9 protein-coding genes are annotated in these 23,021 nt (G+C 47.3%); 8 read left to right on the forward strand and 1 reads right to left on the reverse strand.

The features are described 5' to 3' along the window. Positions 1-713: 713 nt before the first annotated feature. On the reverse strand, positions 714-4,382 hold the full coding sequence (locus DN752_RS14170) for a hybrid sensor histidine kinase/response regulator transcription factor (RefSeq protein WP_112784556.1): 3,669 nt from the start codon (positions 4,380-4,382) through the stop codon (positions 714-716). Positions 4,383-4,723: 341 nt separating this feature from the next. Here DN752_RS14170 and DN752_RS25255 point away from each other — a divergent pair, with 341 nt between their 5' ends. From DN752_RS25255 to DN752_RS14210, 8 genes are all read left to right on the forward strand, one after another. Further along, on the forward strand, positions 4,724-6,208 hold the full coding sequence (locus DN752_RS25255) for a PKD domain-containing protein (RefSeq protein ID WP_112784557.1): 1,485 nt from the start codon (positions 4,724-4,726) through the stop codon (positions 6,206-6,208). A 1,318-nt stretch (positions 6,209-7,526) separates the two neighbouring features. Further along, positions 7,527-9,755: a fasciclin domain-containing protein gene (locus DN752_RS14180; protein ID WP_112784558.1), complete on the forward strand. Its 2,229-nt coding sequence runs from the start codon at positions 7,527-7,529 to the stop codon at positions 9,753-9,755. Positions 9,756-9,778: 23 nt separating this feature from the next. Further along, positions 9,779-13,063: a SusC/RagA family TonB-linked outer membrane protein gene (locus tag DN752_RS14185; RefSeq protein WP_112784559.1), complete on the forward strand. Its 3,285-nt coding sequence runs from the start codon at positions 9,779-9,781 to the stop codon at positions 13,061-13,063. 24 nt (positions 13,064-13,087) lie between these two features. Next, positions 13,088-14,575 (forward strand): RagB/SusD family nutrient uptake outer membrane protein, encoded by a 1,488-nt coding sequence (locus DN752_RS14190; protein WP_112784560.1) that lies wholly within the window; start codon positions 13,088-13,090, stop codon positions 14,573-14,575. Between the two features lie 17 nt (positions 14,576-14,592). Beyond that, positions 14,593-16,296, forward strand: a complete 1,704-nt coding sequence (locus DN752_RS14195) for a fasciclin domain-containing protein (RefSeq protein WP_112784561.1) — start codon at positions 14,593-14,595, stop codon at positions 16,294-16,296. A gap of 38 nt (positions 16,297-16,334) precedes the next feature. Beyond that, positions 16,335-17,699 carry a fasciclin domain-containing protein gene (locus DN752_RS14200; protein ID WP_112784562.1) on the forward strand — a complete coding sequence of 455 codons (1,365 nt, stop codon included), beginning with the start codon at positions 16,335-16,337 and terminating at the stop codon, positions 17,697-17,699. A 17-nt stretch (positions 17,700-17,716) separates the two neighbouring features. Then, complete coding sequence (locus DN752_RS14205) at positions 17,717-20,905, forward strand: SusC/RagA family TonB-linked outer membrane protein (protein WP_112784563.1); 3,189 nt, start codon at positions 17,717-17,719, stop codon at positions 20,903-20,905. Between the two features lie 38 nt (positions 20,906-20,943). Beyond that, entirely contained in the window at positions 20,944-22,725 is a 1,782-nt protein-coding gene (locus DN752_RS14210) for a RagB/SusD family nutrient uptake outer membrane protein (protein ID WP_112784564.1), read from the forward strand. Positions 22,726-23,021 lie beyond the last annotated feature (296 nt).

Genomic DNA, 23,021 nt, shown 5'->3' on the forward strand with positions numbered 1-23,021 from the left:
ATTATAATTTATTGATTTTGATAAAATCGTAAAAGTGTCAATGAAGGCACCAAGAAGATATCTTCAAAAACTCATGTAGATTTTTCCTACTGGTCAAATATAACCATGAACAGGGAGTTAAGTATGCTGATATGTACTGCTTTATTATGAGAGAACGCTGGCTCAAGCATATTTCCATCTAACGTAGGAAGGCTTTTATATCGTGGAATTTGGTATGGCTAGATGGAGGTGTTGAACTAGGCTTTCAGCCTGAGTGAGGGCAATGTTTTTTTGGACACTTTCCCTATTGTGCGCTCTGTGCCTAATGTGGTTGTCAACTAAGTTAGCTACTTTATCGAGGTCTTGGAATCTGGGTTTAAGCAAAAAAATCAGCGCAAATCTTAATCACCTGCCTCATCAGCATTCCAGCTTTTTGGCTTGATCCCCTAGCTAAAATAGCATAGCCAGATTAAAAAAATAAAGTCTCCTTGGCAGTGGTCGTTGCTGAGATTCAATGGGTGTTAATGAGCACATTGAACGTGTTAAATCCCAAGCTGCCGATCCCCGGCCATGGAGACATTACTGATGTAATTAACCCTAAGCTTAGTTTCTTACTAAACTGAAATAAAGTTCGCTAATTCCCGGTCATCGAGCTTATCATTATCGTTCAAAAACCTATCATTTTTAGATGATAGATAAAATGGGTCTGATTTAAACTGCTTGTGTTCAGTTGTTTAGGGTTTTCTTCTTTTTTCTTTGATATATTGACTTGGGGAAAGTCCAAAGTGCTTTATAAATGCACGGGAAAAATTATTGGGTAGGTTATAGCCTACTTTATAGGCAGTTTCTGAGATATTAAATTCACCGCTGAGAAGGTGTGATGAAGCCTTTTCCATTCGGAAGCTAGTGATGAACTCTGCCGCTGACTTGTCGGTAAGGCCTTTGATTTTTCGATAAAATTGGGGGCGGCTCATGCCTAGTTTTCGCGCGAGGGAATCGACATCCAGGTTTTCGGATTCCAAGTTGGCTTCGATATACTGGCGTGCATTTTCCAAGAAGGTTTGGTCCACGGGATTGGACGTGGATGCGGCAAAGTCCTTGGCGGTTCCTGCGGTGAATTTGGCCTGTAGGTGTTTGCGCTGATCGAGCAGGTTTTTTACCCTGGCCATGAGGACTTGGGTGCTAAAGGGCTTGGTGACATAGGAGTCTGCTCCCGTTCCGTAGCCTTCTGTTTTGGCGGTGTTGGATTGTCTTGCCGTTAGGAGAATGATAGGGATGTGGCTGGTACGCATGTCTGCTTTGAGCTGTTGACAGAGCTGGAGCCCGTCCATGTCAGGCATCATGACATCACTGATGACCAAGTCGGGGATCTCGTCAAAGGCCTTGGACATGCCTTCTTTGCCGTTGGCTGCAGTGCTGACGGCGTAATGATCCCCGAAATGCTTTTTGATATAGTTTCGGATTTCTTCATTATCGTCCACCACCAGCAATAATGGCGCATTTTGTTTTGGGGAAGGCTGGTGTGGCGTCGGCGGATTTTGTTCAGTTGCAATAGGAAATGGTGATGGGGCAGCGGGGATTGGTGTCGTTGGTATATTCTTTGGTGCTGATGGAGCATCAGGCAGGAAGAAGCTAATGGTTGTGCCTTTCCTCAAGCTGCTTTCTAGGGATATTTCACCGCCATGAAGGGCTACCAGTTCCTTGGTAAGGGCTAGGCCAATTCCCGATCCTGCTGATTTGGCTTTGCCGTTTTTTACCTGATAGAAGATCTCAAAGATCTTTTCTTGTTCTGATTTGGGAATGCCGGGGCCGGTATCCTTTACTTCGATGAGAAGTCCTTTTTCAGGGTGCTTTTTACGACGGATAGTTACGTGGACTTTCCCCTGATTTGGGGTGAACTTTAAGGCGTTTGACAGGAGGTTATTGAGCACCATGGTGATTTTATCCTGATCAAAGGAAAGCGTGTGGGATGCGAGGCTTGTTTCCATGCTCAGTGAAATGCCCTGCTTCTCGGCCAAGTGTTTGAAGGAAGCGACTGTTTTTTTTACAAAAGCGATAATATCATTTTGCTGTAGGTTTAGCTGAAGTTTTCCCCCTTCCAGCTTTCGGAAGTCCAAGAGCTGGTTGATGAGCATGAGCAGCTGCTGGGCATTGTTGCGCATAAGGTGGTAATAGTACTCGGCAAGCTGCCTTTTGGGTTTTTCGTGGATCAGCCGCTCCAGCGGGTCGATGATCAGTGTCAGAGGTGTCCTAAATTCGTGTGATATTTCCGTGAAGAATTGGAGCTTTGACTGGTGGATGGCTTCCTTTTTGCGTAGCTGGATTTTTGAATGCAAGTAGCGGTACACGAGCCATATCAGACACGCCACTGCCAGCAAGTAAAGGCATATGGCCCACCAGCTTAGCCACCAAGGAGGTAACATGACGATGCTCAGCGTAGCGGGCGACTCGCTCCATACACCGTCACTATTGGTCCCTAAGACCTTGAAGGTGTATTGTCCAGCGGGAAGGTTGGCATAGGAAGCGATTCTTCTGCTGGCATCTGTAGTAATCCATTCTTCGTCATATCCTTCGAGTTTGTATTGGTATTTATTGCTCAGGGGATTGGTAAAGTGAATGGCCGCAAATTCCAGTTGGAAGGATTTGTCCCACCAAGTAAGCGTGATTTCATCCGTGGTGAGCAATGAGCTGTTGAGGATGGTGCGGTCCCGGATCTTGGTGCCGATATTGAGCTCTTGGTGCATTATACTGAGCCTGGTGAGGACCATTTTTGGAGGATTAGGGTTGGTTTTGATCTTAGAGGGTAAAAAAGAGGTCAAGCCATTGGAGCCTCCAAAATACAGCTTGTTGTCTGTTGGGCTTTTAAAAACAGCACTTTGCTTGAACTCATTTCCCTGAAGTCCATCCTTGCGGTTAAAGTGTTGGACTTTCTCTGTGACAAGGTCCAGTCTGGAAAGCCCTTTGGTGTGGCTGATCCAGATAGAATTTTCCCCATCAAAAGCCACTGCCATGATAAGATTATCCGTGAGTCCATTCACTGTCGTGTAGTGTTGGACGGCTTTATCAGAAGGCTGGATACAGTTTAGTCCTGCATCGGAGCCCGCCCAGATATTGCCATGGTGATCTTCAGTCAGCGAGTAGATACGGTTGCTCAGGAGCCTGTTGTGTTGGGCGCTTCCATGAGTATAGTTGGTGATGTTCAAGTCAGGAAGGCCGTCAGAAGGGTTTTCGATACAGCTCACTCCACCGTCTTCAGTAGCTACCCAAAGCCTGTCTTTGTGGTCCATCATCAGGTCCATTATTTGATTGCCGGCCAGCCCGTCGGAGCTATATAGGCATTGGAACTGGTCATTGGTGGGGTCATATTTGGCGAGGCCATAAAATGTACCGACCCAGATAGTGCCATTTTGGTCCTCTGTGATGGCAAAGATACTGGGGTGGCACATGTCCGTAGTGCATTGTGTGAAAGTTTTCTTTTTTGGGTCGAAATAAAACAATCCCGTTTTGGTACCGATCCAAACGATTCCTTTTGAGTCACAAAAGATAGCTCTGATGCGGAGATCGGTGAGGTGATCGCTGTCCACATAGGAATATCGTGGAGCCTCTGGGTCTGGGGAGAGAATGGTGATTCCTTGGTTTTCAGAACCTACCCATAGGTTGTTGGATTGGTCTACAGATATTGCTCGGACGACATTGTTGATAAGGCCTTCCCCGCGGCGACCTTTGTAGTAGTTTTTAAATGTCTTGTCATATAAGTCGGCGTGGTCTACGCCGCCGGATTGGGTGCCTACCCATAGGTGCCCGCTATAGTCGAGATAAACGTCTTTGACGAGGTTGTCAGAGAGCGACATAGGATCACGGATCTCGGCTTGGTAGATAAGGGTATCCTTCGTTGTTTTATTGATTTGTACCAAACCATTAGTGGAGGTTTTCCATTCAAAGCGCTCGTTGGAAGCATGTTTGGTTTGATATCCGTAACGTTTTATAAGCATATCACGGAGGTAGTTGGGTACTTGTTCCTCTTTGGGCTTTTGGAAGGTGGCTGTTTTGTAATCGTATTTAAAAAGTTCCCCGCGTGGCTCTACCTCGACCCAGATGTTTTCTAGTGAATCCGTGATAATGCCACTGATGCGATTGTCTGATAGTGCCGTGCTGTCCTTCTCATTGGCCCTAAAGACCTGGACATTATACCCGTCGTACCTTACGGCTCCTCCCCAAGTGCCAAACCACATGAATCCATACTTGTCTTTGGCGATAGAATATACCGAATTTTGGGGCAATCCATTGTCTACGGTGAGCTGGTCAAAATTCAAGTGGAGCTGTTGTCCGTAGGCGGGATCTACTGTGAGCGGGCACAGCAGGATATAGTAGATGAGGAAATATGTAAAGGAGGCTTTGGGCATTGGGCTTTTTTGTAGTTGGTCGCCTAAGGCGAAAATAGCGTTATTTTTGCTTTTTTACTATGGATATAGGCTTTGTTTGCTTTTTGGTTTGTTCCTTATCTTTATCGCTAATAAAGGTGATTTTTGCCTTTCCATCTACTGTCCCAAAATCCGGGTCCTCCAAAGCTCGGATAAAGGCGTTCCGGTGAATGTTTCGATCGGTGAGTTGTTGCAAATATTATATTGTGATAATGGCCTGGGGATTTGTTTCATAACAGTGCATAACGGTTTTGGTTTTGTTTTATTATAAATTGATTTGAAATGCGGTATTATGAACTAATTCAATCCCAAAATAATCAATTATGAAAAAGAGTTATGGAAATTTAAAGGGTTTAGCGATCCTAGTATTATCGATAATACTTATCACATCTTGTAAGGAGGACATGGAGCTGGCCAAACCAACTGCAGGCTTCACTACGGCCACGAATGAACTGGTGGCCACATTTACCAACGCATCAGAAAATGTCGCTTCCTATTCTTGGAATTTTGGTGATGGCAATACCTCTACCGAGGAGAATCCAAGTCATACTTACGAGGCGGCAGGTATATATACTGTCGTACTGACGGCCAAAGGAGCCAACGGAAAAATAATAGAAGCCAATAAGGATATCACAATCATCGAAAACCTAAAAGCGGATTATGATTTTGAAAGTGAATATTTGACCGTAACCTTTACCAACGCATCCGAAAATTCGGTTTCTTATTTGTGGGATTTTGGGGATGGCAACACCTCCACGGACGAGAACCCAACTCATGTTTTTGAGACGGCGGGGACCTATGAGGTGGTTTTGTTCAGTACTGCCCAAGGAGGGACAACAGTCCAAGCGACTAAGGAAGTAACCGTTGTAGGGCCTCCAATGGCGAATTATACGTTTGAAGATGAAGGCCTGACGCTAAACTTCACCAATACATCTGAAAACGTAGCGACTTACGCATGGGATTTTGGTGACGGCGCTACCTCGACGGAAGAGAGTCCAAGCCATACCTATGCAGCTGCCGGAACCTACACGGTGGTATTGACAGCTACTGATGAGGAGGGAGTGGTAGTGATGAGCAGCCAGGAAATCACCGTAGAAGTGCCAATCGATACTTCGCTGTATTCCATTGTGGTAGTTACAGATGACTCCCTTGACGATGCCCAGATTGAGTGGTTACGGGAAAAAGGCTTTAATGTCAGCACGTATTATAACAGCGGCTTCAGTACTGCCCCTCAAGAGGATATTGATATGCTGAATGCAGCAGACTTGATCATCATTGGACGGAGTGGTGGCTCAGGGGACTTTGACGGGGACGAAAAAACAGCTTGGAATGCTTTGACTACGCCCCTGATACTGAACTCCCAATGGACGGCCAGAAATAACCGGCTGAACTGGTTTGATAATAACGGAAATCCTGCAGCTTTCAACCCAACTGGAGGAGAGATCGTGACTGCCCAAGTCTTTGAGACAGATGATGAAGTTTTTGATGACGTGACCATAGAGGATGATAATGCTCTTTCATGGATCACTCCTCCTGCCAATTTACTTTATGTAAATACAGCGTCCAATGGGCAAGTAATGGCCACGACTGCGCCGGGCAGTGGAGGTAATGAAGAAGGCGGAGCAATGTTATTTGTCCGCTTTGCAGCCGGCATGGAGTTTTATTCAGGTGCTGGGGAATCACCCGCAGGACCTAGGACTTACTTTGGCTTTGGTGCTGATGAAGGTGGAGTAGCCTACTATTGGCAGCTTACAGATGAAGCCAAGTCGGTGTACTTTGAGGAAATCCTCAGGTTGGTTTTGATGTAAGCCAAGCAGAATACTGCTATCAGCCTAACGGTAGGCAATCATATAAACTGGAAACCAGCTGCAAAAAATTAATTACGCAGCTGGTTTTTTTATTTCTAAAAAAACTTAGCGCCTTTGTGGCCTACCATTCATCCCAGAATATTATAACAGTGAAGATACCACTGAGCTGACCCGGTGAGTCAACCCTATTGTGCCCTATGTATCTATGTTGTCAATACCAAGTCAAGCCCAAAAGCACCACTCCCACAGTTGGTGTTGGGTTAAAAACTCACATCTCGTGGTCCCGCAGCACAGCTTTCGAAACACCAGAATGGTCTGTTTTTTTTTGCCACGAAGTCACCAATAGGATTGGTTGGAAGGTGTCATGCAGTCCACACCTTTATTTCTAAAAAACCTTAGAGCCTTAGCGCCTTTGTGGCCTACCATTCATCCCAGACTACAACAATGAAGGTACCACTGAGCTGACCCGGTGAGTCACTCCTATTGTGCCCTATGTATCTATGTTGTCAATATCAAGTCAAGTCCGAAAGCACCACTCCCACAGTTGGTGTTGGGTTAAAAACTCACTTCTCGTGGTCCCGCAGCGCAACTGTCGGAACAACAGAATGGTCTGTTTTTTTTGCCACGAAGTCACCAATAGGATTGGTTGGAAGGTGTCATGCAGTCCACACCTTTATTTCTAAAAAACCTTAGAGTCTTAGCGCCTTTGTGGCCTACCATTCATCCCAGACTACAACAGTGATGGTACCACTGAGCTGACCCGGTGAGTCAACCCTATTGTGCCCTATGTATCTATGTGGTTTCCACTCCCCGAAGGTCGTTCCTAAAGATATTGCTAGACCCGAATTATGCTTTTATTCTGAAATTCAGCTGGTAAAGAAATATAAATAAGCACTTGAAGAAGTTTTCTCAAAGCCCTAAAATGCCAAATTAATTTCCTTATAGGTGTGGTGCAAAAAAAGTATTGTTTTCAGGAAAAATCTGTGTTTTGTCCGACGGGGATCAGTTGGGGCACAAAACCGTTTTAGAAGGTGCTAAAATGCTATTTTTTGTGTGGAAAAATTTGATCCGTTCATAACGAAAATTGCCCTGTATTCTTATATGATCTAATGATTTCTTTGCATGTCGTTGCTGATGTCTGGTTTTTTGTACCAGTACGGATCATAACACTTTGCGGGTTTTAGTTTTATAAATTTCGATTAAACCTTTATAGGTAAAAGTTTATAAAAGTCTTTTTTATGTTTTGCGAAAGATAATTAATGAGACTGTTAGTGCTTTGCTGAAAGGAGTTGATTAACCATAAAACCTCAAATAATCTATGAACAATTTTACAAAACTGCTTTTTGCGTGTTTTTGCTTGTCAGGGGTTTTCCTATTTGGATGTAAGGAAGAATTCGATGACTACTACGCCCGTCCGGAAGGACTGGAGGGGCCAGTGTACCAGATGCTTTCCGATTCCGTCCGTTTCCGGGGAGACTTTGACCATTACCTAGCGCTGGTGGACAGGGCAGGTTACAAGCAGACCCTCAGCTCAGCGGGCTATTGGACCGTATTCGCTCCCAATGACGAGGCCTTTGAGCAATATTTTCAAGATAATGGCCTCAGCGGTATCGATGATATCTCTGATGAGAAGGCCTACGAAATCGTCACCTATTCCCTTGTGTACAATGCCTATAGCATGAGGGATCTGGGCTATTACCAAACTGGCCCTGGAAACGACACCCTTTCTTCTGCTTTCAGAAGAAAGACGGCCTATTATAAGGGAGTATACAAGGATGATGTTTACGGGCAAGAGCTGGATGTGGTGGATGCCAATAGAAATGGCGTGGCCACCTACAATATCAATGATAACAACAACAAGTACATCCCTTATTATGTGCAGCATTACCTGGATCAGATGAACTTGACGGCAGATGATATTGAAGGCTTTTATGATCGGCCTTATTCCGGTGCCCAAGTGGCCAATGCCAATGTCGTGCAGTCAAATGTCCCCGCAGAAAACGGCTATATCCATACCGTGGACCGAGTGATCGAGCCGATGCCCAATATTGCAGACTACCTGAAGGGCAAGCCGGAATACAGCCTTTTTAAGTCTATTCTTGAAATGGACTTCAGGGATGAGGAAAACAATACCGCAGTGAACTACGATGGGACGACCTATCCAGAACTCACCGAGCGATTTGGGCCAGTGTATGACTTGTCTGGCCCTGTCTATGTGAAGTCTTACACTGGTACCTATGCTTTTGCGCCCAATAATGAGAACTTCCTGACGGGAGGCAATGATGCCCAGTCTGATAGCTGGACGCTTTTTGCACCCAATAACGAAGCCCTTCAGCAGTTTTTGGATGAAGTGCTCTTGGAATATTACGGCGAACTCGCCAATGTGCCTGATCCGATCCTGTTTGATTTTGTAAATATGCACATGTGGCAGACGGCTCTCTGGCCAAGTCGATTTACCTTGGTGTCCAACTTACTTAATGAAGAAGCGCGCTTTGATGCTGAAACGGATCTGGTAGAGAGAAAAGTCCTGAGCAACGGCCTTTTTTATGGCACCAATCAAGTGCAGCAAGGAAACTTCTTCTTTACCGTTTACAGCAGGCCATACTTGGATCCTTCCTACAGTATCATGTTGGAGCTGCTGAACAGCTACCGGTTTACCGTGTCTGATCCAGGACAGAATTTTGCCATGCTCATGATGTCCAATCAGCAGCTCAATGACGCTGGATTTGTGTACGATCCAGGAGCCCGTGATGTGTGGACCTATAATGGATCCGCTGCCCAGGCCTACGAACGGTTAATAAGAATGTTGGAAATGAGCATCATTAAGCTGGGAAGCTCGGAGGAATTGGAAGATATATCAGGTTCTGGTATCGTGGAGACCTTGGGAGGAGAGTATATCCGTTATGAAAACGGGCAGTTTTTCGCCTCGGGAAATATCGATAGCGGCGAATACATCGACGTCAATGAAAGTGAAACGTATGAAGCGGTAAACGGTCGTGATTTTTATACGGAAGGATTGGTTGCTTACACTGAAAAGGTGCTGGCAGAGATTATCCTGGAAACACCGCAGTTTGCCAAATTTGCCGAATACCTAGAAAACTCAAGTATCTATAATGCTTCTACTTTACAGATCGAAGGCGTGTCTCCTGGGCAGTTTTTTACGGTGTTGGTGCCTTCTGATGAAGCCATAGCTGCTGCGGTGGCCGCTGGCAAAATCCCCGCAGACCCCATGACGTCGGATGCAGCAGAGCGGGAAGCAATTACGGCCTTCTTGAAGTACCATTTCGTGCCCAGAAATACCATTGTGCCCGACGGGAAGAAAATCGTAAGCGAAAACGGTGAGGAATTCAGTACACTTCTGGCCTCCTTGGACGGCGAAATCAAAGAGGTAGTGATCGACAACAGTGCCAATGGCTTCCAGCCTCCTTACACCATGACGGTAACGGACCTACAGGGCAATGTGGCCAATGTGGACATTCCTAACAGTAATGTGCTGGGCAGCTATGCTGTGCTGCATCAGATTGATCGAGTTTTAGAAAGTAACTAACCCCAATAACCAAAATATTTCTTATGAAGAATTTTACAAAGAAACTGTTGTGGTTTGTCGTGGGGCTTACTTTGATCACTTCGGGGTATTCCCGGGCACAGCAACAGCCCGCCCAAACCTTGGAAATCGTCAAAGGAAAAGTCACTGACAAAGATGACGGCTCCACCATCATCGGTGCTACGGTGGTAGAGGTGGATCGAAATGATGAAAGAACGCTCCGCGGGGTAGCCACTGATGTGAATGGTGCTTTTTCCCTAAGGGTAAGCAGCAAGCAAAACCTCATCCGCATTTCCTTTATCGGCTATAAAACGGTGACCGTCCCCATTAATGGACAGTCGGAAATCAATGTCCCTCTCCAATTTCAGGTCAGTGATCTGGACGTGGCAGAGGTGACCGCAGAAAAGATGATCGATCAGGGCATGATGAAAATCGATGAGCGTGACCTGACCTCCTCCGCCACACGAGTGGATGCAGAATTGCTCGAGGAGATGTCGGCCCTATCCATAGACCAAGCCTTGCAAGGACGAATGGCCGGTGTGGACATTGTGTCCAACTCAGGTGATCCGGGTGCTGGGATGTCCATTAGGATCCGGGGTACCACTTCCATCAACGGCTCATCAGAGCCACTGATCGTGGTGGACGGGATTCCTTTCCAGACCAACACCTCCTCTTTTGACTTTGCCAATGCCAATGAACAGGAATATGCGCAACTGCTGAACGTGGCACCGGCAGATATTGAGTCCATCACCGTACTACGGGATGCGGCGGCCACGGCACTGTGGGGCTCCAGAGGCTCTAATGGGGTGCTGGTGATCACGACCAAAAGGGGGAGCAAAGGCAAACCGACCATTACGTACTCCTTCAGGGGAGCCATGACCCAGCAGCCGGATCAGATTCCGATGCTCAGTGGTGATGAGTACTCGACCCTGATCGCTGAAGGCTTTATGAACAGCCGCGGAGTACCCCTGAATATCTCAGCAAACAAAGAATTTTCATATGATCCTAAAGACCCGTATTACTTCTATAATTATGGAAACAATACCGACTGGATCGATGAGATCACCCAAATGGGCTATATGTTTGACCATAACTTGGCCTTGTCTGGTGGTGGAGAAAAAACCAGGTACCGGGTGTCGGTCAATAAGAACAATTCGGAAGGGACTACCGTGGGGACAGGATTTGACCGTTTTGCGACCAGGATCAGCTTGGATTACCTCGTATCGAAGAAAATCCGTGTGATGACGGACTTGGCCTACACCAAGTCGACTACGGACCGAAACTGGGTAAACGACAGTGACGGCCAAGACCGTGTGCGGGGCATTGCCTATGAGAAGATGCCCAACATGTCTCCCTATGAGTACGACGAATTCGGTAACCTGACGCCAAATTATTTCTCTCCGGCCAGTAACATCCAGGGAGCTTTTCCCGGTACCTACAACCCATTGGCACTGGCCAATGAAGCCACGAACAGAACAGAAAGTGACCGGATCATTCCGAAATTTACTTTGCAATACCACATTCGTCCTGACCTGATGTTCCAGTCGGATGTAGCCTTTGATATCAATAATACCCAGAGAGAAAGCTTTTTGCCGCAGGTGGCCACTGGCCTTCCGATGAACAACCAGAATGTCAATATGGCTTCTGGAAGCGACACGGATTTCCTGATTACCCAGACCTTCAACAAACTGTACTATACGCCAGAGTTGGGTGAGGATCACAGTTTGATGGCTATGCTGTTATTTACCACTTATGAAGGCAGAAGTGACGGGTATGCCGTGGGCACAACCAATTCCGCTTCCTCATTCTTGCAGGTACCAGGGACGGTAAATAGGGATGACAATGTCTTCCTTTCTTCTGGAACGAGTATCTCCCGATCTATCGGCATGGTGGCCAATGTGCAGTACGGCTTCTTGGACCGCTATATAGTCAATGCCTCCATCAGAAGAGACGGAAGTTCCAAATTCGGTGAAAACCACCGATGGGGAACCTTCCCGAGTATTTCCGGTAGATGGAGGGTGTCCGGTGAGCCGTTTATGGAGGACTTGACCTGGCTGAACGAATTTAGCGTGAGGGCGAGTTACGGCGAGAGTGGCAATACACCAAGACAGGATTATGTACACTTCAGCACCTTCTCTAACCTGAACTGGAACTACCTCGGGGAGACAGGCGTAGTGCCCAATAACCTGGAGCTGACCAACTTCAAATGGGAAAATGTAGCCCAGACCAATCTAGGGTTTAATTTGGAAGTCATTGAAAGTAGGATTATCGTCGGTTTTGACTGGTACCAAAAGCGTACTTCCGACCTCTTCTTGGATAACCTCCGCATCCCTAGTACCACCGGTTATTCGGCTATCAACATGAACATTGGCACGATGGATAACAGGGGCTGGGAGCTGTCGGTGTTTACCACTCCTTACCAAAAGGGAGACCTGAAGATCAACTTTGATTTTAACGTAGCCAGAAACAAGAATATCATCCAATCCATTTCGGAACTGTACCAAACAGACAACCTGGAAGCGATGCAGTCCAATGGTAACTATTTCGTGACCATCCAGGAAGGCAATCCACTGGGCTCTTTCTATGGTTTCAAATACAAAGGCGTCTATTCTGACGGAGAAGCGACCATGGCGACAGATGGCAATGGCAATGTCATCACCGGTCCCAATGGCGACCCGGTCCCGATGATGTTTACCTATCCGACCATTGCCTACGAATTCCAGCCTGGTGATGCCATGTACGAGGATATCAACCATGATGGCAATATCGATTATAAAGACATCGTATGGCTGGGGGATGCCAATCCGAAATTGACTGGTGGCTTTGGGCCACGGGTGACCTACAAAAACCTCCAAGTATCCGGGTATTTCAATTTCCGCTATGGTGTGGATATCGTGAACAGTACCAAGATGCAGACAGAGAATATGTACGGATATGGCAATCAAAACAAGGCAGTGCTCAATCGATGGAGAAGGCCGGGGGATCAGACGGACATGCCACGCGCACTGATCGGTAATGGCTATAACTGGCTGGGCTCTGACAGGTATGTGGAAGACGGTTCATTTATGCGTTTCAGGACATTGACGGTTCGCTACGCCATGCCAAGACCATTTCTGGACAGAACAGGGCTGGGCGACCTGAGCTTTTACCTGACTGCAGAGAACCTGTACACTTGGACCAACTATACCGGCCAAGACCCGGAAGTAGGACTGACAAGTTCCAATGCCAATCGACTTTTCCAGATTGGTTATGATAATGCGCGGACACCACCTACGCAGACCTACACTTTGGGCGTAAACGTGCGGTTCTAATTTGATCATTAAAAAGAAAGAAAGATGTTTAAAAAATATATATCCTATACGTTGCTTGCACTGATGATCGTGGCAGGTACCAGCTGTGACAGTTGGCTGGACCAACGTCCACAAAACGGTGTGGTAAAGCAGGATTTTTGGAAGACCAAGGAGCAGGTGCGCTCGGCCTTGATGGGAGCATATGCCTCGCTGAACGGGAATTATAGAGGATACCACCTGCCTGAGCGGATGTTCCTTTGGGGAGAGTTGAGAGGTTATATGATTGCGCCCAGCACGGGAGCAGGCTTTAATGACATTCAAGTGGTGTTTGGCAATATCCAGTCCACCAATTCCATCGCAGATTGGGCGGGGTTTTATGGTACCATTAACCTGTGCAGTAATGTGATCGATAATGGCCCCGGAGCTTTGGCAACCGATGAGACCTTCAAAGAGGAAGACCTCAACAACTACGTGGCAGAAGCTCGGGCACTTCGGGCGCTGATGTACTTCTATCTAGTGCGGACATTTGGCGAAGTGCCATTGTCCATAGAGGCGGTGGATAGTGACGAAGACCAGCTTACCATTGCCAAGTCCTCCCAAGCAGAGGTGCTGGAGCAGATTGTGATAGATCTCGAAATGGCGGAGGCCGACATCTTTGAGCAGCACGAAACACCTCAGGCCAGTAAGGGCAGGATGACCCGCTATGCGGTGAATGCCTTACAAGCTGACGTGTACCTGTGGATGCAAAACTATGAAGCCGCCGCCGCCGCCGCTGACAAGGTGCTGGCTGGGCCTTATGCCTTGGTGGATCAGGAAAACTGGATGGGGAGGCTTTTTGTGGAAGGGAATTCCGTGGAAAGTATTTTCGAAATCCAATACGAAGCACCGCAGTCCAATACATTTTTTGACATGTTCAGTACCACTAGGGTTACCCGGTTTTTGGCCTATCCATCGGTACTGGAAGAGACTTTTGGGTTTAGTATTGACAGACCAGAAGAGGTGGATTTGAGAAGTATCGACGCTTCGTTGAAAAGCAGCGGTGAAATATGGAAATACATTGGGATAAGTGAAACCCAGCGACGTGAGCCTACCGACTCGTATGCTAACTGGATCGTTTATCGGCTCGCCGATGTGATGCTGATGAAGGCCGAAGCGCTGTCCCAAATCGGAAGAGGAGAAGAAGCACTGGAAATCGTGGCGGAGATCAGGGAAAGAGGCGGAGCCATACAGGCTACCGAGGAGAGCCCTTCCCCATCCAGTGCCAATGATGTCATCCGCTATGTCTTACGCGAAAGGGCCAGGGAGCTGGCCTTTGAAGGGAAATGGTGGTTTGACCTGTTGAGGGTATCCAAGATGGACGATTATGCCAATCTGGATTTGATGTTGGATGCGGCCATTACCAATGCGCCGGAAACCAATCTGAGCACGATTTTGAACCAGCTGAGGGATACACGGAGCCATTATCTTCCCATTTATAATGTGGAGCTGAATGCCAATCCGCTGCTGGAGCAGAATCCTTACTACCTCAAATAAACCTAAAATAATCGAACATGAAGACGTTTAAGATAAATACCTTATGGAACATAAGAAGCAGCATTGTGGTGCTTGTTTTGCTAGGCTTGGTGGCAGTAGGTTGTGAGTTTGACCCTCCGTCCAATATCAACATCACGGAGGATACCAATATCAGCGGTTACCTGAGACAGCATCCGGACGAGTTCAGCAATCTTTCCCGGATCCTGGAAATCTCCAATACCGAGGGCTTTTTGGGTACGTATGGAACGTATACCTTCTTTGCCCCTAATAATGAGGCGGTAGATGGTTATTTGGAAGAAAACGGCCTTAGCCTGGATGGCCTTGGTGAGCAAGAAGCCAAGGATATCGTCCGCTTTCACCTGTTGTCAGATACGTTGTCCACGGCGGATTTTACGGATGGAAAGTTACCGGTCCCTACGGAGTACGGAAAGTACCTGGTGACGGGTGCGGAGTTTGCAGACGGAGAGACCTATACCCGGGTAAACAGACAGGCCAATATCATCCAAAGCAACATCAAAGTGGGCAATGGCTTTGTCCATGCCATAGACAATGTGCTCTCACCGCCGACCAAAACCGGGGCACAGTGGCTGGAAGAAAACCAACAGTATTCTATTTTTTCACAGGCGCTGAAAGAAACCGGCTGGTATGCTAGCCTGAATGTCGAAGAAGAAGGGCAGTGGTACACCATTCTGGCAGAATCAGACGAAACATTGGCCGCAGCAGGGTATGACTCCTACCAAGACCTTAAAGATGATTACTCCCAAACGGGAGATCCGACCAATCCTTCGGACAGTTTGAACCTATACGTGGCCTATCATGTGATCCCGGATATCAAGTTTATCGCAGACTTATTGACAGCCACAGCCCATCAAACAGAGGCACCTCAGGAAGTGGTGACCATTAAGCTAGATGGTACGGACGTGCTGGTAAATGATGATACGTTCTTTGGCGTCCATGAGCCGGGGTCGCCGATTGTCCGCGCCCAAAGCGACAATTCCGTAACCAATGGCGTCGTACACAGCGTGGAGGACCACTTTGCGATCAAGCTTCGTGCGCCAACGGCCGTGTATTGGGATGTGGCCGAGCAGCCGGAGATTCGTCAGCTGACGCAGGTTTTTAGAGTGCCTGGTGCACCAAACTATACGTTCAAACTTGGAGAATTGGCAGGGATGTCCTGGGAAGGAAATTATGTAGATGCCATGGTAAATTATTACCCGCCTAGTCTTAACCAAGTTTATTATGCATTTGGAGACTATTTACGAATAGAGCTTCAAGGCAATCGTCTAACGGCGGCAGAAATCAAAACCCCCACCTTGGTAAAAGGAAGGTATAAACTCTGGATCTGTCATCATGGCGATAAATGGAACAACGGCTGTGAGCTGAAAGTCACCTTCAATGGAGAGGATATTCCTGGAGCGCGACTACTGGATACGACCATCAAGGCTCCCACGGATATGAACGAAGATGAGCTGGAGTCCAGGGGCTGGAAAGAATACCTGACAGCCGGTTCCGACGGGGGCAGGATCATGGGCAGGTTTATCGGTACCATCGAAGTACCCACTACCGGAGAGCATATGCTTCGTTTTGATCGAGTGACCGGTATCGGGAGAAGTAGTGGTGGTCTGTGGCTGGATATGATCCACTTCATCCCAGAAGGTGATAACCAGGTCTATCCCAAGTTTGCCATTGATGGCTCACCGGTATATGAAGGGGAGGAATAATGGGCTTTCAGAGATTAATAATCCAAATCGCAACTACAATGAATAAAAGATATAGATACTTCTTGCTTTGCCTTGTAGCCTTAGGGCTGTTTTCCTGCTCCGACCAGTGGGCAGACCATAACGAGGCCTCGCAAGACCTGAACAATAACTTGGTGCAAATGATCCGCGCAGATGCGGATCTAAGCACCTTTGCATCACTGCTGGAGCAGAGCGGGCTGGACAAGCAGGTGGCATCCGGTTCCTATTCGGTCTGGGCGCCCAGCAATGCCGCCCTGCAGAATTTACCGGAGAGCATTATCGGAAACGAGGAAGCGCTCAGGACCTTTGTGGGTAACCACATCGGTTACCAGCAGCGTCTCAGCTACCAAGCCGAAGAGGCTCCCATCCGGGTAAAAATGCTCAATGACAAAGTCAATGTACTGCGCCAAAACAGCATTACTTCCGTGGATCAGACGGCCAGTTTTGACTATGCCGATCGCGTGTCCAAAAACGGCGTGCTCTATAAAATCGACAGCTACCTGGAGCCAAGGAAAAACGTCTGGGAGATCGTGCAGGAGCAGTCTGATAACCCTGTCAGCCAGTTGGTGACAGGGATGGCGGTAACCGACTCCCTGACCGATGAAACGTACAATTACTTTGAATATGACGTGGCGGATCTTGCCAATGAAGACAGTACCTACACGTTTTTTCTCTTGAGTGACAATGCCTATACGACATTCAAGTCGGCCATGGAGCCTTATTTTAAGGATACCCTGCCCGAAACAGAGATGCTTTCGATGCCCCTTTCATTGGGGCTTTCGAAGGACTTGGTGTTTACGACAGCTTATTATGACAATGTGCCGGATACGATACTTTCCGTGGACAGTGTTAAGGTGGCCTTTCACGAAGGTCAGGTGCTGGAAAAGATCAATGCCTCCAATGGCGTGGTCTATCTGATGGACGGGTTTGATTACAAGCTTTCGGACAAGATCCCCGAGATCAAAATCGAGGGAGAATATTATGATGGACTAAGCGATGGCTCCGGCCCGGTAAATATCCGTGCCAGAAGCTGGGCATCCAATATGCGTGACCTGCTGGTGATCAATAGTGGTATCGCGGGGTACAGCGTAAGATACGATGTCCCTCAAGCGCACTCCACCAAATATGATATTTACTGGAGAGCGGTAAACGATGATTATATCCCACGAACCAATGAACAGCGGATTGCCGTGGATTCGGTCCAAAACGAGTTGTTTTCCCTGATGTTTGTAGTGCCCAACACGTACGAGGAAGTGTATGTGGGACAGCATGAAGTACAGAATTACGGGGATTTAAGACTGCTGTTGCAGTCTTATCCTACGACCAGTAATGACTGGAATAGCTTGGTGCTGGATTATATACGTTTGGTCCCGGTAGTTGAATAAACCCAAAACAAGAAACGATGAAGCGAAAAAATATACAGAAATTTTGTGCAGCCGCGCTGGTATTGCAAATGGGGTTTGCCGGTAGCTTGTGGGGGCAGGAGGTAGAAGAGGTCAAGGTCCAGCCCAACCAGCAGATGGAGTCCCTGATCGAAAAGGTGACAGGTAAAGTGGTCTCCAAAAGGACAGGCGAACCGCTGGAAGGACTCAGCATCGCCTATCAGGATCTTTCGGCCACCTTTACCAATTCCAATGGCGAATTTGAACTGATGGTACCCGCCTATACGACGACCATTCAGGTGAACTTCGGTGACCAGTTGGTCAAAGAAATCCCCCTAAAGGGCCGCAGTCAATTGGATATAGCTCTTTCGGATTTGGAGCTTGCAGCTGCTGGTAGCGGCTATGTACAGTTGCCTTATGAAGAGGCGGCACAAAGACACGTGACCAATGCGGTGACTTCGGTGGACTATACGGCAGCGGCCAAGCTAAAGGCCAGTTCGCCCGAGACCTTTGCCCAAGGAACCGCCGCCGGGGTCAATACGATCAGAAGGTCCGGCACCCCTGGAATGGGAGCAGACATGTTTATCCGTGGTTTGGGATCCTTGAATGCCAGCACGCAGCCACTTGTGGTCGTGGATGGAATGATCTATGACCTGGATGCTTATCAAGGTTCTATCCTGAATGGCTATCGGTCCAATCCACTTTCCTTTTTGGATGTCAAGGACATCGATAACATCACTTATATCAAGGACGGTGGCTCCATTTATGGCACCAAGGGAGCCAATGGCGTTGTCCTGATCACCACTTCGCGTGCAAAGGACCTGACTACTAGGATCGATTTCCACACGTATGGAGGCGTCAATATCAAGCCCAAAAACTTGCCAGTGATGGAGGCGGATGAGTTTAAGCCTTACTATTCAGAAATGCTGGAGAGCAGCGGGCTGACGACCAATGAGGTCATCGGCAACCGTTATTTGAACGAAACGCCAGATACTTTGGGGTATTATAATTACCACAATAACACCAACTGGCAGGATCAGGTCATGAAGACCAGCTATGACCAGAATTACTATATCAAAGTGTCCGGTGGGGACAATATTGCTCGCTACGCACTTTCCTTGGGACACTTGAAGAGCAACAGCATCATGGAAGGCGAGGACATGTCCCGCTCCAGCGTCCGGTTCAACGCGGATTTTCAGATCACCGAAAAGTTGACGGCCGGTACCAATATGTCCTTTTCCTATGCGGTGAACAACCTGCATGAATATGGCTATGGGGCTGAGGCGGTAAGTCCATTGTATTTGGGATTGGTCAAGTCCCCTTTCCTGGCTCCTAATATCTATTCCGACGAAGGCATCCAATCGCCCAATTTGAGTGATGTGGATTCGTTGGGCATTAGTAATCCTAGGTCTATTGTAGAGAACATGTCCGGCCAAAACAGGCGGTACAGGTTCTTCGGTTCGTATGATGCCAAGTACCAGTTCAATGAGCACTTTAGCTTGCAGACACTCTTTGGGCTGACCATTGACAAGAACCGGGAGTCTTTCTTTATTCCTGACTTGGGCACGGATGAGACAGAAGGCCCCAACGCAGAGATCCGCAACCAGATAGGCGGGCAAGTGCAGCGTCAGTTCAGCACCTACAGTGATACCCGTTTTGACTATTCCAAGACCTTCGGCTTTGCCCATGACTTGGACGTAGGACTAGGTTTTCGGTACAATAAAAACCAAATACAAGAAGACAGGGGCTATGCCTATAATTCCGGAACGGATGATTTGATCACCTTGAACTCAGGGGTGGTGACCCTTAATGATGCCCGTGCTAGTGCAGGTGATTGGATATGGATGAGTTATTATGCAGACATCGATTACAGTTACCTGGACAAATATTTTGTCGATGTGGATGTGGCCGTGGACGGTTCTTCGCGCTTTGGAAAAGAAACTGCTGACGGGATAGGCCTGTTCAATCACCGCTTTGGTGTGTTCCCTTCCATAAAGGGTGCTTGGTTGATCTCTTCTGAAGACTTTATGTCCGAGGTAAACTTGGACCTGTTAAAGCTTCGGCTGAGCTATAGCCAGACTGGTAATGACGGCATCGGCAATTACAAATACCTGCAAACCTACTCTGGCAGTAGCATGCTCGCATTGCAAGGCTTGGTAAGAAATAACCTGGCCAACGAAGAAATCCAGTGGGAAACCAACTCGAAGCTGAATGCGGGAATTGACATTGTGTCTCCCAACAGTATTTTTGGTCTTAGCGTGGACCTGTACCAAAACACCATCAGCAATATGCTGACCCTTCAGCCGCTGGAGGCATTCACGGGCATGGAATATTACCTGGCCAATGGCGGGGAAATGGTCAATACCGGTGTGGATTTGGGGCTTTCAGCAAGGGTGCTCGACCGCGATGTGAAGCTGACTTTGGCGGCACAAGTGGGTACCTATAAAAATGAAGTGAAGCAGTTGCCTTATGATCAGCGCATCACGCCAGTGGCTGGTGGTGAAGTGATCACCCAAGTGGGCGAGTCGGCCTCCATGTTTTACGGCTACCAGACCGAGGGCGTGTACAGTACTTCGGAAGAAGCCAGTACGGCAGGGCTTATGACGACGTTGCCAGACGGCACATTGGGAGCATTTGGCGCAGGTGATGTGAAGTTTGTGGACCAGAATAATGATAATGTCATCGATGAAAATGACAGAACGATCATTGGCGACCCGAACCCGGATTTCTATGGCGGGTTTTCGGCCCACGCAGAATATAAGCGATTCACCTTTGATGCTGCTTTTTCCTTTAGTGTAGGCAATGATGTCTATAATTATGTACGCCATGAGTTGGAGAGCATGTCCGGTTACGAAAACCAACTGGTCAGTGTACGTAATCGTTGGAGATCAGAAGGACAGGAGACCAATATGCCTCGATTGGCCTATGGTGACCCTATGGGCAACAGCCGCTTTTCCGATCGATGGGTCGAAGATGGTTCTTATCTCCGGTTGAAGACCCTCAGTGTGAATTACACCATCCCGATCGATGGTGACATCGTGAAGAATATCGATGTCTATGCCTCTGGCCAAAACCTGTTGACCATTACCAATTACCTTGGTTATGATCCGGAATTCAGCTACACCAGTAGCGTATTTGGGCAGGGAGTAGACGTGGGGCTCACTCCACAGTTTACCAGTGTGATGTTAGGCCTTAAAATCGGACTGTAATCATGGAAAAGTTAACAAGAATTTTAAAAGCTTCAACTATGAAAATGATACCTATTCCTGTCAAGAAATACCTCGGTATGGCAATGCTGAGCGTGGGGCTATTTTCCTGCTCGGATATGCTGGAAGTGGAGCCATCTGCGGAGCTGGACAAGGACCGCTACTACCAAAATGAATTCGATGCGGATGCAGCGGTCATAGGGGTATATGGGAAATTGATGCAATTTGCCGAGCAATATGTCGTGCTGAATGAGGCTAGGGCCGATCTAATGGATGCTACGATGATGGCTGACTCAGATATAGCGGCACTTAACAATCATTCGGTAGTGGCATCCGATGACAATAAATATGCTGACCCAAGGACTTTTTATGAGATCATCGTCAACTGTAACGATGCTTTGGAAGGCTTGGAGAAAATGCGTGATGAAAACCGGATCACCGAAGATCAGTATGTCCAGCGGTATTCGGATCTTGGAGCGGTCCGCTCTTGGGTGTACCTGCAGCTGGGGATTCACTTTGGGGAAGTACCCTATGTGACCCAGAGCCTGGAATCTATCGACGACGTCAATAACCCTTCCTTGTCTCCAAGGCTGAGCTTACCGGAGTTAGTGGACGAGCTAGTGAAGTTTATGGAAACACTGCCTTATATGGATCCTTATCCGAATAATGTCAGCTTGGTGGGGAACTATGACGGGTATGACATGAGCAAGTTCTTTGTCAATAAAAGAATGGTTTTGGGGGATTTATACCTCTGGCAGGGCAGCTATCAGCTTGCCGCAGAAAACTACCGCTATGTGATGGAGACAGGTACAAGGTTAAATGGTGCGGGTGACAATGATTATTATAATAGGTATAAGATGTCATGGTCTGGATCCACCTATAACGTGAACTACGATAAGGAAAATGACATCAGGACACTGCAAAACAACAATTCTAATGGATGGAGATCCATGTTTGGAAGGCCTTCCAATGATCGGGATGAGCGTACCGAGTGGCTTTGGATCATGCACTATGACAGTGATTTTGCTCCAGAATATCCTTTTGTTAGGCTATTTGCCAACACGGGCGATGGAGAATATCACCTTAAGCCTTCCCAGACTATTTTGGATTTATGGAATGCCGACGAGCAGTACAACAGTTTTGAATTTGATGCTAGAGGAATATTGAGCACCCAAAATTGGGATACCGATTATCCAGAAGTAGGGAAATATACATTTAACTATGACGCGATATCTTCTCCGCTTGTGAAGAATGGGAAATGGTTTTTGGAGCGTGCATCCAGCATTCACCTGAAATTTGCCGAAGCGGCCAATCGGGACAATGCTATTGATGAACTGCCAAAGCTGGCCAGGGCATTGGTGAATGAAAGTTTAGGTGGTGCCTATACTCCTGATGATTTCTCTGGAGATGATGTGACTGATATTCAGAACACCTTGTACCTACCTTATCCGTATGATTTTGATGCCAGAAATGGCAACTATCCCTATTATAGAAGCAGTTGGTACCGTCATCAAGGTATCAGGGGGAGAGCATATTTGCCTCCTAGAGAGCTCCCCGAAGATATGGAAGGTGGTGAAGCAGAGAGAGAGTGGACAGAAGACCTGATCATGGATGAGCTGGCGCAAGAACTGGCCTTTGAAGGACACCGCTGGCCGCAATTGTTGCGGATAGCCATGCGGAGAAACGATCCATCGGTTTTGGCCGATAGGGTCTATGATAAAATGTCCTCGTCCAATAACCCAGAAACCGTAGGCAGAGCACCAGGAGTACGGGCAAAATTAATGGCCGGTGACTGGTTTTTACCTTTTCATTGGGAAGAGTAGAAGGCCTTTGTCGTCAGAATGACAGTCGAATAGCCTGATTTGGTTAAACGAAATCGGGCTTGTAGCCAATAAAAACAAAAAGCATAAAAATGTATACGAAACAACTATAAAGATTTTAGGCAACCGTTTGTACTGTAAGTAGAAAGCACTATATTATGCCAATATTACCAATCACCCAACAAATGAAAAAGTACGTTAATCTAAGAGGGAAGTCTGGCCTTAGCTGGAAGACACGATTGTTGGTTTATTTGGCAACTATGCTATTATGTATCTTGGCTGCTAATTTTCGCCCCCAA

The sequence above is a fragment of the Echinicola strongylocentroti genome, from assembly GCF_003260975.1.
Classification (GTDB): Bacteria; Bacteroidota; Bacteroidia; order Cytophagales; family Cyclobacteriaceae; genus Echinicola; species Echinicola strongylocentroti.

Bases quoted from the DNA above. Each gene is read 5' to 3' on its own strand.
- DN752_RS14210 (WP_112784564.1), top strand. From the start codon at position 20,944: ATGAAAATGATACCTATTCCTGTCAAGAAATACCTCGGTATGGCAATG.
- DN752_RS14170 (WP_112784556.1), bottom strand. From the start codon at position 4,382: ATGCCCAAAGCCTCCTTTACATATTTCCTCATCTACTATATCCTGCTG.
- DN752_RS25255 (WP_112784557.1), top strand. From the start codon at position 4,724: ATGAAAAAGAGTTATGGAAATTTAAAGGGTTTAGCGATCCTAGTATTA.
- DN752_RS14205 (WP_112784563.1), top strand. From the start codon at position 17,717: ATGAAGCGAAAAAATATACAGAAATTTTGTGCAGCCGCGCTGGTATTG.
- DN752_RS14195 (WP_112784561.1), top strand. From the start codon at position 14,593: ATGAAGACGTTTAAGATAAATACCTTATGGAACATAAGAAGCAGCATT.
- DN752_RS14200 (WP_112784562.1), top strand. From the start codon at position 16,335: ATGAATAAAAGATATAGATACTTCTTGCTTTGCCTTGTAGCCTTAGGG.
- DN752_RS14185 (WP_112784559.1), top strand. From the start codon at position 9,779: ATGAAGAATTTTACAAAGAAACTGTTGTGGTTTGTCGTGGGGCTTACT.
- DN752_RS14190 (WP_112784560.1), top strand. From the start codon at position 13,088: ATGTTTAAAAAATATATATCCTATACGTTGCTTGCACTGATGATCGTG.
- DN752_RS14180 (WP_112784558.1), top strand. From the start codon at position 7,527: ATGAACAATTTTACAAAACTGCTTTTTGCGTGTTTTTGCTTGTCAGGG.